This window comes from Hephaestia sp. MAHUQ-44 (assembly GCF_023806085.1).
Lineage (GTDB): Bacteria > Pseudomonadota > Alphaproteobacteria > Sphingomonadales > Sphingomonadaceae > Sphingomonas.
In genome coordinates this window covers 86,709-100,062 of record NZ_JAMSLX010000007.1, presented here as the reverse complement: position 1 = coordinate 100,062, position 13,354 = coordinate 86,709, and the positions used below count along the sequence as shown (strand labels likewise).

Sequence of the window (13,354 nt, the reverse complement as noted above, 5' to 3'; positions counted from 1 at the left end):
GTATTATGCGAAAAACTTGCGCTGGACTTGCCGGTCTCGCAGGGTAGTTTTGTCCGTTTGGGGCGCGCAGAACGGGGAACGACCGATGAAGCTTTTCGCTCGCGCGGCGCTGCTTGCTGCCATGCTCGCTCCATTTGCCGCACTCGGCGACAGCGGACCGCAGGTGGTGATGGCATCACCTGGGATCGGCGACGGCGCGATCGAACGATTCACGGTGCGCTTCAATCAGGCGATGGTGCCGCTGGGCGATCCGCGCGCGGCCACGCCCTTCACTGTCAAATGCCCGGTCGAGGGGCAGGGGCGCTGGGTCGATCAGACCACCTTCGTCCATGAATTCGCACGCCCGCTGCCGGGTGGCGTCACGTGCAATTTCGATCTGCGCGACGATCTGAAAAGCCTGTCGGGCTATGCGATCGGCGGCCAGCGCCATTTCACCGTCGATAGCGGCGGCCCCGTCGCGCGCGCCGTGCTTCCTTATCGCTATGGCGGCGACATCGAGGAAGATCAGGTGTTCCTCGTCGCCGCGAATATGCCCGCGACACCGCAATCGGTGGCCACGGGCGCCTATTGCGCGGTCGACGGCATCGGCGAGAAAATCGCCGTCGACGTGCTCGACAGATCGGTGCCCGCCAAGCTGCTCGGCGCAATGGGCACCGATCTATGGGAGATCGGTCACTTCCTCGATCAGGCAGGCATGCCCCAGACATTGCCCGAGGACGTCGGCCAGCGTGAGCAACTCCTTGCCGGCGTGACTGCACTCAAATGCCGTCGCCCGCTACCGCCGGGGCGCGACATGGCGCTGGTCTGGGGCGCGGGTATCAAGGGTGCCAACGGCAAGACTGCCGGTGCCGAACAGCGCTTCGACTTCACCGTGCGCAAGGCCTTCGCGGCCCGCTTCGAGTGCGGCCGCGTCAACCCGCAGGCGGGCTGCAACCCCGTCGAGGACGCGCATGTCCGCTTCTCGGCGCCGATCGCGATGGACCAAGCGAACGCGATCCGGCTGGTCATGCCCGACGGCGCGCAGATCGCGCCGACGATCGACAAGAGCGCCAGGGGCAAGGCGACGATCGCCGACCTCACCTTCAAGGCACCGTTACCCCCCGCGGTTACCGCCAAGCTGACACTGCCCGCCGATATCAAGGACGAAAGCGGCCGGATGCTGTCGAACGCCGAACGCTTTCCGCTCGAGGTGCGTATCGACGAGGCGCCGCCGCTGGTAAAATTTGCCGCAGGATTCGGCATCCTCGAGGCGAGCCAGGGCGGCGTCTTGCCCGTCACGGTCCGTAACGTCGAACCCGCGCTACAGGGCCGTAACGTGGCAATCAGCGGCCAGCGCCTGCGCGTCAACGGATCGGACCGCGAGATCGCCGAATGGCTGCGCAAGGTCGACCAGGCCGACAATTACAAGAGCCACGAGGAGACGCGCGGCAAGGAGCGCGTGCGGATCAACGACACCGGGGCCGAACCGATCCTGAGCGATGGAACGGGCACGCCGATGAATCTCGCGCTGCCGGGCAAGGGCAAGACTTTCGAAGTTGTCGGGATACCGCTGAAACAACCCGGATTCTATGTCGTCGAACTGGCGAGTCCGGCGCTCGGCAAGGCGCTGCTCGGCCGCGATGCACCGCGCTATGTCGCCGCGGCAGCGCTCGTCACCAACATGTCGGTGCATTTCAAATGGGGCCGCGACCGCTCGCTCGTCTGGGTGACCGCGCTCGACACCGGCAAGCCGATCGCCAATGCGCGCGTCCAGATCAGCGACAGTTGCACCGGCACGCTGCTCGCCAAGGGTGTGACCGATCGCAGCGGCGGTCTCAACATTCCCGCCGGGCTGCCCGAACCCGAAAATTACGGCAATTGCGAAAGCCAGAGCGCGCCCCACCCGCTGATCGTCAGCGCGCGGCTGGGCGACGACATGAGCTTCGTCCTGACCGGCTGGGACGAGGGCATCCGCCCATACGATTTCGACCTGCCTTATGGTTATTCAGCAACCGAACCGGTGTTCCATACCGTGTTCGACCGCGCGCTCGTCCGCCAGGGCGAGACGATCCACATGAAGCATATCGTGCGCCAGCCCAAGGCCACCGGCTTCGCGGCATCGCCCGCCTTCACCGGCACGCTCAAACTGTCGCATCGTGGATCGGACACCCAGTTCGAACTACCGCTCAAGATCGACGCCAACGGCACCGGCGAATCCTCATGGGTGGTGCCTAAGGGCGCCCCGATGGGCGATTACGATCTCACCGTCGTTACCGACGACAACACGGTCTGGACCGACCAGAGCTTCCGCGTCGACGAATATCGCCTGCCGACGATGCGCGCGACGATCACCGGGCCCAAAGAAGCGCAGGTGAAACCCAAATCGGTGCCGCTCGACCTGTTCGTCGGTTATCTTTCGGGCGGCGGCGCCTCGCGCCTGCCGGTCAGCCTCAGGGTCGGCTGGTTCGACAGCGTGCCATCGCCGCAAGGCTATGACGGCTACAGCTTCGGCGGCGCCAAGGTGGTGGAGGGCGTCAAGCCGCTCAACCCCGATGGCGAGGAGACCGCGAGCCCGCTGCCGCCGACGCAGACGATCCCGTTGACGCTGGGTGCCGACGGCACCGCGCGCAGCGCGGTCGACGTGCCGCAGAGCCTCGACGGCCCCGCGAGCATGCGGGTCGAGATGGATTATCAGGACGCGAACGGCGAGACGCTCACCGCCTCGCAGCAGATCGCGCTCTATCCGTCGGCGATTCAACTCGGCGTCAAGACCGACGGCTGGATGATGAAGCAGGACGATCTGCGGCTGCGGCTGGTCGCGCTCGATACCGCGGGCAAGCCGGTCAAGGGCCGCAAGATTTCGGTCGCGGTCTACAGCCGCCAGATCCTGACCGCGCGGCGGCGGCTGATCGGCGGCTTCTACGCCTATGACAACCAGATGCAGACGACCAGGCTCGACGCCCGCTGCTCGGCGACGAGCGACGCGCAAGGGCTCGCCTGGTGCACCCTCGCCCCCGATGTGTCGGGCGAGGTCTATGTCGTCGCGACCACCACCGACAGCGCGGGCAATCAGGCGCGCGCGACACGATCGGTATGGCTGGCGGGCGACGACGATTGGTGGTTCGGCGGCGACAATGGCGACCGGATGGACGTCATCCCCGAACGCCAAGAATATAAGGCCGGCGAAACCGCGCGCTTCCAGGTGCGGATGCCGTTCCGATCCGCGCACGCGCTGGTGACGGTCGAGCGCGAGGGCGTGCTCGCGAGCTATGTCACCGCGATTTCGGGCAAGGACCCGGTGATCGAGGTCAAGCTGCCGGGCAGCTATGCGCCCGACGTCTATGTCTCGGTGCTCGCGGTGCGCGGGCGCGTCGACGGCTTCTGGTCGTGGCTGTCGCACCTCGCCTATAAATGGGGGCTGCCGTTCGGGTCGCCGGTGGCGACCAGGCCCACCGCAACGGTCGATCTCGCCAAGCCCGCCTATCGCCTCGGCATCGCCAAGGTGAAAGTGGGCTGGGAAGCGCATCGGCTCGAGGTCGCGGTCAAGGCCGATCGCGAGCGCTATGCCGCGCGGGCGACGGCCAATGTCGACGTGCAGGTCAAGCGCCCCGACGGCACGCCGGCGCGGGCTGCCGATGTGGCCTTCGTCGCGGTCGACGAAGCCTTGTTGCAGCTCGCGCCCAACCCAAGCTGGGACGTGCTCGACGCGATGATGGGCGAGCGGCCGCTGTCGGTCCTCACCTCGACCGCGCAGATGCAGGTCGTCGGCAAACGGCATTACGGGCGCAAGGCGCTCGCACCGGGCGGTGGCGGCGGCGAGGGCGACCTTTCCGGGCTCAACCGCACCAATTTCCAGCCGGTGCTGCTGTGGAAGGGGCATGTCGCACTCGATGCGCAGGGCCATGCGCGGATCGCAGTGCCGCTGTCCGATTCGCTGTCATCGTTCAAACTCGTCGCGATCGCGACCGAGGGCGCCAATCTGTTCGGCACCGGATCGACGAGCGTGCGAACCGCGCAGGATCTGTCGCTTTACTCGGGGCTGCCGCCATTGGTGCGCAGCGGCGATTTCTTCGCTGCCGGCTTCACGCTGCGCAACGGATCGGACAAGCCGATGACGGTGACGGCGACGGTCGACGTGCAACCGCGCGTCGCCACCGGCAAGCCGCTGACGCTGACGATTCCGGCGGGCGGCGCCGCGCCGATCGCGTGGAATCTGACCGCGCCTGAAGGGGTGTCCAACCTCAAATGGCATGTCACCGCACGCTCGACCGACGGCAAGACCGATCAGCTCACGGTCGATCAGGAAGTGATCCCCGCGGTGCCGGTCTCGGTCTGGGCGGCGACGCTGACGCGGGTTTCGGGTGGGAACATTCCGATCGCCGCACCCGCGGGCGCGCTGCCGGGGCGTGGTACGATCGACATCAGGCTCAGCGACACGCTGGCGCCGCCGATGGCGGGGGTGCGCGCGTTCATGGCCGCCTATCCGTATGTTTGCATCGAGCAATTGCTCTCGCGCGCGATCGTGCTCGACGATCAGGCCGCGTGGCAGAGCCTGGCCGCCGAACTGCCGCTCTATCAGGCCCCCGACGGGCTGTTGCGATACTTCCCGTCGGACACGCTCGATGGCTCCGAAGCGCTGACTGCCTATGTGCTGTCGATCAGCAGCGAAGCCGGGCTGCCGCTGCCGGACGGCGTGCGGACGCGGATGATCGAGGCGCTGGGCGCGGTGATCGACGGGCGGCTGCGCAACCAAAGCTACGGCGATCCGCGGCTGACCCGGCTGGCCGCGCTGGCGGCGCTGGCGCGCGCGGGCGCGGCCAGCCCGGCGATGCTCGGCCAGATCGGGATGCCGCCGGGCGAGATGCCCACCGGCGTGCTTGCCGATTATCTGATAACACTCGATCATATCGAGGGGCTCGCGAACGGCGCCGATCTCAAGGCGAGCGTCGCCGCGGCGCTGCGCACCAGGCTGGTCTACGAAGGCACGCGGCTCGACATTTCGGACAGCAGCAAGGCGCCGTGGTGGCTGATGTCGTCGAACGACGAGGCCGCGATCAAGGCGCTGATCGCGACGCTCGGCCGCCCCGGCTGGCAGGACGATGCGCCGAAAATGATGGTCGGCGTCGCGCAGCGCCAACTCCGCGGGCGCTGGGACACAACGCCATCGAACGCCTGGGGTGCGATTGCGGTGCGCAAGTTCGCGCAACTCTATCCGGCGACCGCGATCACCGGCACGACCACGCTGACGCTGGGCACGCGCACGGTGAGCCGCGACTGGCCGCTGGCGAGCGACGCGCGCGCGATCGCGCTGCCGCTGCCGGCGCGGCAGACCTCGCTGGTGCTGCGCCAGACCGGCGGCGAGGGACCATGGGCAACGGTGTCGGTATCGGCGGCGGTGCCGCTGACCAAGCCGCTGGCGGCGGGCTATCAGGTCAAGCGCCAGGTCTCGGCGGTCAGCCAGCGCACCAAAGGCGTGCTGACACGCGGCGACGTGCTCAAGGTCACGATCCAGGTCGAGGCGACCGCCGAGCGCAATTGGGTGGTGGTGAGCGACCCGATCCCCGCCGGCGCGACGATCATCGGCGATCTCGGCGGCCAATCGCAGATGCTCGCCGAACAGGGCAGCGACGGCGGCGGCATCCGCTTCCTCGCGACCGACGGCTCCGGTAAATTGTGGGACGTGCAGGCCGGCGTGCAGGCCGCCTATATCGAGCGGCGCAACGATGCGTGGCGCGCCTATTTCGACTGGGTGCCGCGCGGCCGGTTCGAGGTCTCGTATCTGGTGCGGCTGAATGGCGCGGGCCACTTCCAATTGCCGCCGACGCATGTCGAGGCGATGTACTCGCCCGAAATCCATGCCGATCTGCCCAACCAGCCGGTGACGGTGCGCCAGCGGTGAGGCTGTCACTTCAGCCGTTCGTGCTGAGCCTGTCGAAGCACCGTTCGTCGTTCCGCCGGTGGCGCAAAAGAACCGCCGTTCGACAGGCTCAGGGCGAACGGTGGTTGAATGGACCCCGGATCGCGCTGATCGCGATCCTCCTGATCGCCGCGCTGGTGGCGGTGGGGGATTATGTCACCCGGCCGCCGCTGCTGCCGTCGTACAAGGCGGTCAAGGCGGCGTGGCATCCTTCCGAAGCGTGGCTTTACGATCGCAACGGCGTGCTGATCGATAGCGTGCGCGTCGACTTTCAGGTCCGCAGGCTCGCCTGGACGCCGCTCGACACGGTGTCGCCGGTGATGCGCGACACGCTGATCGCCGCCGAGGACCAGCGCTTTCGACGCCACCACGGGATCGACTGGCTGGCGCTGTTCGGCGCGGCGCGCGATCGGATTGCGGGACGGCGCGGGCGCGGCGCGAGCACGCTGACGATGCAGCTCGCGGGCTTTCTCGCCCCCGATATCGCCGCGCCGGGCACGCGCGGCTGGTTCGACAAAGTGCGCCAGATGCGCGCCGCCCGCACGATCGAGGCGCATTGGTCGAAGGACCAGATCCTCGAAGCCTATCTCAACCTCGCCGGCTTTCGCGGCGAGGCGCAGGGGATCGGCGCCGCCGCGCTGGGGCTGTTCGGCAAAACCCCCGACGCGATCGGCCATGACGACGCGCTGCTGCTCACCGCCTTGCTGCCCAACCCGCAAGGTTCGGCCGACGCGATCGCGCGCCGCGCCTGCGCGCTGGGCCATGGCAGCGTGCCGTGCGACCGGCTTCAGGCCGCGGCCTGGGGGATGCTCGGGCCAACGCGCAGCCTCCAGCTCGACCCCGAACTGGCCCCGCATCTCGCGGTCCGGCTGCTGACCAGGCCAGGGCTCCGCGTCACCTCGACGCTCGACGCGCGGGTGCAGCGGATCGCGACCGCGAGCCTTGCCCGCCAGCTCCACGGACTCGCCGGGCGCGCGCGCGACGGCGCGGTGATCGTCGTCGATAACGCGACCGGCGATGTGCTTGCTTATGTCGGCGGCGCGGGTAGCGAATCGACCGCACCCGCGGTCGATGGCGCCAACAGCTATCGCCAGGCGGGATCGACGCTCAAGCCGTTCCTCTACGCCGACGCGATCGAGAAAGGCTATCTGACCGCCGCCTCGATCCTCGACGATTCACCCGTCCAGCTCGATACCGCGAGCGGGCTCTACGTGCCGCAGGATTACGACCGCAGTTTCAAGGGGCCGGTGTCGGCGCGCACCGCGCTGGCCGGATCGCTCAATGTGCCCGCGGTCCGCGCGCTGGTGCTGGTCGGGGTCGATCAGTTCCGTGATCGGCTGTGGGATACCGGCTTTCGCGGGCTGACCGAGGACGGCCAATATTACGGCTATTCGCTCGCTTTGGGGTCAGCCGAGGTTACGCTGATGGAGCAGGTCGCGGCGTTCCGCAGCCTCGCCGAGGGCGGGCGCTGGTCGGCCCTCAGGCTGACCGAGGACGATCCGCCGCCCGCCCCCCATGCGATCACCACCCCGGCGGCGGCGTGGATCGTCGGCGACATGCTGGCCGATCCCAATGCCCGCGTCGCCACCTTCGGGATCGACAGCGCGCTCAGGCTGCCGTTCTGGGCGGCGGTCAAGACCGGCACCTCGAAGGCGATGCGCGACAATTGGTGCATCGGCTATTCGGACCGCTACACCGTCGGCGTGTGGGTGGGAAACAAGGAAGGCGATCCGATGCGCGGCGTCTCGGGCACCAGCGGGGCAGCGCCGGTATGGCGCGACGTGATGCTCGCGATCCACGAGCACGCGCGCCCAGCGGCGCCGGCGCGGCCCAAAGCAGTGGTGGCCGAGCGCGTCGGCTTCGCGGGAACCAGCGAGCAACCCCGCACCGATTATTTCATCGCCGGCACCGGGCAGCGCCGGATCGTGACCGCGCCCGAGATCGCGCGGCGACCGCGCATCGCCAATCCGGTGTCGGGCAGCGTCTATGCGATCGATCCCGACATTCCGATCGACCGCCAGCGGCTGGGGATACGCGTAACGGGCGACGTGACCGCGCACCGGTTGACGCTCGACGGGCGCGATCTGGGGGCGGCGGCCGATGCACCGCTGGTCTTCGCGAGCCCCGGCCAGCACCGGTTGCGGCTCGTCGACCTGGACGGCGCGGTCGTCGACCAGGTTCTTTTCACGGTGCGGTAACCAAAACGCGTGCCGGGCGTTCTAAAATTGGTCCTTTCCCTTTCGGGACTGGTGCCTGTCGTTACAGGCACCGGCCGCGCCAAAGCGTATCATTGGCGCGGCCACCCCAGCCCTTACCAATAGAAATCGCGGATCACGTCGATCACCACGCCGCGCCGCGTGTCGATCAGCAGCACATCGTTATAATGCCGGACCCAGTGACGATACCGGCCGGGACGCGGCAGATGATAGCGATAGGGATCGGCAATCCGATAGCGCGGGCCGTAATAGGCACGGTCGATCCGTACCCCCGGCCGGAATGCGGCATAGCGAAACGGCGCCTGCCAATGCCCGCGCGCAAAGGTCTGGCGATTCTGCTGTCGCCAGCCACGCCAATCGTCGCGGCCGTAATGATGGCCGCGATCGCGATTCTGCCAGCCCGGATGGTCGCGATGCTGCGCCGCCGCCGGGGTCGCGGCCATCGGGACGGCAACCGCCGCAGCGAGCGCGAGGATGAGGAATTTACACATACAAGTCTCCCTCCAACGACATGAGAGAGCCTTATGGGCAGCGCACGCTGAACGGCGCGCGAATGAGGTCTTAAGCGACCCGACAGTTCCGCTTAGCGTCAGGGGGTGTCGCGCCCGCCGCCCCCGACCTGGCCCGCCCCCGGTGCACCGACCGCGCCGATATTGCCGAACAATTCGTCGAAGAAGCCGCGCTCGCGCCCGAGGGTCGGGGTTTTCTTGCCCATCGGATGGATCGAGGCGACCTGCTCGAGCCCGATGCGGCGGATACTGCTCACCGTCCCGGCATTGTCGAAGCTGATCTGGAGCGTGTTTTGGTTGACCGGCCGCGGATTGTTATAGGCAAGGTTGCGGCTGTCGCGTGCGACATAATACCAGTCGCCCTGGTTGAACTGGCTGGTGAAGCTGGGTGTGCCGAGCGTCGCCAGCACCGATTCGCGATTATCGACCCCGGGCTGGACCGAATTGACCAGATCGACATCGACCACATAGCCCTGATGCGACCGGAGCGGGGTGCACCCGCTTGCCATCACGCCGGCCAGACCGAGCGCCGCGCCCATCAGGAGGGTAGAACTGAAACGCATGCCGATCTCCCGGGCGTGGTGGAACGCGACGCGGATTGCATCGCGCGCCGATCGCCTCAATATGCGCTGCCGGCCAGCCGAACAAGGCCGCAGGTATGTCGAAAGAGTAATGTGATGGGATTGATCGACCGGCTGTTGGGCAGACGCGGCGACCGCGCGACGGCGGCGCTTTATGCCGCCATCGTCGCCCGCGCGCGCGCACCGCACTGGTATATCGAGGGCGGCGTGCCCGATTCGGTCGACGGGCGGTTCGATATGGTCGCCGCGATCCTGACGATGGTGCTGCTGCGGCTCGAGTCCGATCCGGCGGCCGCGCTGCCGAGTACGCAGCTCGCCGAACGGTTCGTCGACGATATGGACGGCCAGTTGCGCGAGCTCGGCATCGGCGACGTCGTCGTCGGCAAGCACATCGGCCGGATGATGAGCATGCTCGGCGGGCGGCTGGGCGCGTATCGCACCGGGCTTGCCGAGGGCGATCTCGGCCCCGCGCTGGTGCGCAACCTGTATCGCGACAACGCCCCCGCCGCTGCCGCGCTCACCCATACGCGCGACCAACTGGTCGTCTTGCGCACCGCGCTCGACGCGCAACCGACAGCGGCGCTGCTCGCGGGGCAATTGCCGTGACCCCCGAATTCTCGCGCCCCATCCGGCTCGATACGATCGGCGAGCAGCCCCGCCGGATCGCGATCGAAGCCGACGCCACCGAGCGCGCGGCGCTTGCCGAACGCTTCGGGCTGATCGCGATCGACCGGCTTGCCGCCACGTTCACGCTCCAGCGCGAGGCCGATGGCATCGTCGCCAAGGGCAAGGTTTCGGCCGCGGTCAGCCAGGCGTGCGTCGTCACCGGCGAACCGGTCCCGGCCATGGTCGACGAACCGGTCGCGCTGCGGTTCGTCCAGGGCGTGGAGCCCGATGAGGACGAGATCGAGTTGAGCGACGATGCGCTCGACACGATCGCGATCACCGGCGGGGCGATCGATCTGGGCGAGGCGGCCGCCGAGACGGTAGCGCTGGCGCTCGATCCCTTCCCGCGCGCGCCGGGTGCCGAGGCGGTGTTGCGCGCCGCAGGGGTGCTGAGCGAGGAGCAGGCGCGGCCGCTGGGTGCGCTCGCGGGGCTCAAGGAAAAGCTCGCACGCGGCCGCTGACGACACGATTCTTTCCGCACCGGGGGAACCGCGTGCATGCCTGCGCGTTGATGATGGGCTTGATCGAAAGACCAGGCAATTTGATCGATCCGACGCCTTGCGCCGAGGATCATCAAAGGGAGCCCCGCCGCCAACGCGACGGGGCTTACTTTTTGGGGCAAGCCGCCGCACGTTCATCGCAAGTCGCTGAGCCGATCGCGGACGAACGCGACCCGCGCCGCAACGCTGGCGCGCGGCAGCTCGACGAGGTGGTAGCCGTAATCGCGATAGGTCTCGGCCATCACCGCGAACGCGGCGCGCGCCTCGTCCGCAGTCTGCTTGCGCTCGGCGTCGGTGGTGAAGATGGCGTCCCACCAGGGCGCGATGAACACGCGGGGGTTATAACGGCAGGTGCGCGCCGCGCGGTCGATCGGCGACGGCACCGCGAGCCCGGAAATGCGCAGGAAGGCGATCACATCGGGCACCCCGCGATCGAGCACCACCGTGGTCGCCATCGCAAGCGCGGCGCGGTGTGCGGCGACCTCGCGTACCAGCATCTTTTCGGCGAACGCGCGGTGATCGCGCCATGGCAACGCGGTGCCGCCCGATGCCATTTCTTCCCTGATGATCGCGCGACCCACCTCAGGCGAAGTGGCGACCCCGCTGGCGGCGAGCGCGTCGATCAGCGTCGTTTTCCCCGAGCCGGGGCCACCGGTGACGACGTGGAGCGAATCGCTGGGGGTCATGCGGACCGCTTTTGGTAAGACGTTGGAAACAGGCGCTTCCAGTGGCCTAAGTTGACAAAGTTGACGCTCTGGAGGGGGTGACGCCGCGAGGCTGAAAAAGCCCTGTCGTGGCGTAGAATAGCGGAAACGGGAGTCGACCGGCCGCGCATGACCGACGGTGTGACAGCAATTTTCCAACATTCATAGGGGCGGGGTTGCCCCGGTTTGTCGGGCCGGACGGGCTCGCGCCGTCGCAAGGATTGGTGCGTGCGGCGGCCTGAACCCCGGAACAAGTCCGGGGTGACGAAGCGTGCGGCGGGGCGTGGCGCGGGATAGGCTGGCTATCCCGCGCGCATCGTCAGAGCTTCTCGATCAACTCGGGGACGATCTTGTAGAGATCGCCGACGAGGCCGATGTCGGCGACCTGGAAGATCGGGGCGTCCTCGTCCTTGTTGATCGCGATGATGGTTTTGGAATCCTTCATGCCGGCGAGGTGCTGGATCGCGCCCGAAATGCCGATCGCGATATAGACTTCCGGCGCAACGATCTTGCCGGTCTGCCCGACCTGATAATCGTTGGGGACATAGCCCGCATCGACCGCCGCGCGGGAAGCCCCGACCGCGGCGCCGAGCTTGTCGGCGAGCGGTTCGATGAGCGTGGTGAAATTCTCGCTCGATTGCAGCGCCCGGCCGCCCGAGACGATCACCTTGGCGCTGGTCAGCTCGGGACGTTCGAGCTTGGCGATCTCCGCCCCTGCGAAGCTCGACAGACCCTTGTCGCCGGTCGACGCGACCGCCTCGATGCTGCCCGCGCCGCCGGTGGGGCTCGCCTTGTCGAACGCGGTGGTGCGCACGGTGATGACGAGCTTCTTGTCGCTGGTCTTGACCGTCGCGATCGCATTGCCCGCATAGATCGGGCGCGTGAAGCTGTCGGCACCCTCGACCGACAGGATATCGCTGATCTGCATCACATCGAGCAGCGCGGCGACGCGCGGCGCGATGTTCTTGCCATTGGTGGTGGCCGGCGCGAGGAACGCGTCGTGATGCCCCATCAGATCGGCGACCAAGGGCGCGACGTTTTCGGCCAGCGCGTGCGCATAAGCCGCATCGTCGGCGACATGGACCTTGCCCACGCCGGCGATGGCCGCGGCCGCGGCAGCAACGCCGTCCACGCCTTGCCCGGCGACCAGCAGATGGACCTCGCCCAGCTTCGCCGCCGCGGTGACCACGGCGAGCGTGGCGTCCTTGACGGCCGTGCCGTCATGCTCGACCCAAACCAAAGTCTTCATGTTCAGAAACCTTTCGTTGCCTCCCCACCGTTCGCCCTGAGCTTGTCGAAGGGCCGCTTTGCCGGTGGAGTAAAGAAGAACGGTGCTTCGACAAGCTCAGCACGAACGGTTTGGGGTTAACCGGCGACGCCCATCGCCTTGAGTTTGGCGACCAGTTCATCGACATCGGCGACCTTGACCCCGGCACTGCGCCTGGGCGGCTCGACGACCTTGGTGACGGTGACGCGCGGGCTGACATCGACGCCGTAATCGGCGGGCGTACTGGCCGCCATCGGCTTGGTCTTGGCCTTCATGATGTTGGGCAGCGACGCATAGCGCGGCTCGTTGAGGCGCAGATCGGTGGTGACGATCGCGGGCAGCTTGAGATCGTCGGTCTCGAGCCCGCCATCGACCTCACGCGTCACCTTGGCGACGCCGCCCGCGATCTCGACCTTCGAGGCGAAGGTGCCCTGGCCCCAGCCGAGCAGCCCGGCGAGCATCTGGCCGGTCTGGTTGTTGTCGTCGTCGATCGCCTGCTTGCCGAGGATCACCAGCTCAGGCGCCTCCTCCGCGACGATCTTCGCGAGGATCTTGGCGACGCCCAAAGGCTCGACGCGATCGTCGGTCTGGACGTGGATCGCGCGGTCGGCGCCCATCGCCAGCGCGGTACGCAGCGTCTCCTGGCACTTCGCCTCGCCGATCGAGACCGCCACGATCTCACTGACCGCGCCCTTCTCCTTCAGCCGGATCGCCTCTTCGACCGCAATCTCGTCAAACGGGTTCATGCTCATCTTGACGTTGGCCAGATCGACCCCCGTCCCGTCCGCCTTCACCCGAGGCTTCACATTATAGTCAAGCACCCGCTTGACCGGCACCAGGACTTTCATCTCGAGCCTCCTCCGTTCGTCGGTTCTGTCGCCATTCTTGGGCGCGGTATGCGCCCCCTTGGCGATAAATCGTCAATTTCACAAGCCGGGTATGGAAAGCAGCCGTATCCTACCCCGCCCATATCATCGCTTCAAACGACGAGGGGCCCGGACGTATCCGCCCGAGC

General features: G+C 67.4%; 9 protein-coding genes. 4 read left to right on the top strand and 5 right to left on the bottom strand.

The window, feature by feature from the left end:
• Positions 1 to 85: 85 nt before the first annotated feature.
• Both NFE57_RS09575 and pbpC read left to right on the top strand, forming a co-directional pair.
• Complete coding sequence (locus NFE57_RS09575; protein WP_252135350.1) at positions 86 to 5,878, top strand: alpha-2-macroglobulin family protein; 5,793 nt, start codon at positions 86 to 88, stop codon at positions 5,876 to 5,878.
• A 104-nt stretch (positions 5,879 to 5,982) separates the two neighbouring features.
• Entirely contained in the window at positions 5,983 to 8,094 is a 2,112-nt protein-coding gene (gene pbpC / locus NFE57_RS09570) for a penicillin-binding protein 1C (protein WP_252135349.1), read from the top strand.
• Positions 8,095 to 8,207: 113 nt separating this feature from the next.
• On the opposite strand, the gene NFE57_RS09565 is transcribed toward pbpC, so the two are convergent.
• Positions 8,208 to 8,603, bottom strand: a complete 396-nt coding sequence (locus NFE57_RS09565; protein WP_252135348.1) for an RcnB family protein — start codon at positions 8,601 to 8,603, stop codon at positions 8,208 to 8,210.
• 98 nt (positions 8,604 to 8,701) lie between these two features.
• A complete protein-coding gene (locus NFE57_RS09560) occupies positions 8,702 to 9,184 on the bottom strand; it encodes an outer membrane protein assembly factor BamE (RefSeq protein WP_252135347.1) in 483 nt (160 codons plus the stop codon).
• Positions 9,185 to 9,298: 114 nt separating this feature from the next.
• Between NFE57_RS09560 and NFE57_RS09555 the strand changes: the two genes are divergently transcribed.
• Entirely contained in the window at positions 9,299 to 9,808 is a 510-nt protein-coding gene (locus tag NFE57_RS09555; RefSeq protein ID WP_252135346.1) for a ubiquinol-cytochrome C chaperone family protein, read from the top strand.
• A complete protein-coding gene (locus NFE57_RS09550) occupies positions 9,805 to 10,329 on the top strand; it encodes a YceD family protein (protein ID WP_252135345.1) in 525 nt (174 codons plus the stop codon). Before NFE57_RS09555 ends, NFE57_RS09550 begins: the two co-directional genes overlap by 4 nt.
• A 173-nt stretch (positions 10,330 to 10,502) precedes the next feature.
• Here NFE57_RS09550 and NFE57_RS09545 read toward each other — a convergent pair whose 3' ends face one another.
• The 3 genes from NFE57_RS09545 to NFE57_RS09535 all read right to left on the bottom strand — a co-directional run bounded on the left by NFE57_RS09545 (position 10,503) and on the right by NFE57_RS09535 (position 13,187).
• Positions 10,503 to 11,054, bottom strand: a complete 552-nt coding sequence (locus NFE57_RS09545; RefSeq protein ID WP_252135344.1) for an AAA family ATPase — start codon at positions 11,052 to 11,054, stop codon at positions 10,503 to 10,505.
• Positions 11,055 to 11,391: 337 nt separating this feature from the next.
• Entirely contained in the window at positions 11,392 to 12,321 is a 930-nt protein-coding gene (locus NFE57_RS09540; RefSeq protein WP_252135343.1) for an electron transfer flavoprotein subunit alpha/FixB family protein, read from the bottom strand.
• Positions 12,322 to 12,437: 116 nt separating this feature from the next.
• The gene (locus NFE57_RS09535; RefSeq protein ID WP_252135342.1) at positions 12,438 to 13,187 is read right to left on the bottom strand and encodes an electron transfer flavoprotein subunit beta/FixA family protein; all 750 of its coding nucleotides are present in this window, start codon (positions 13,185 to 13,187) and stop codon (positions 12,438 to 12,440) included.
• Positions 13,188 to 13,354: the final 167 nt, after the last annotated feature.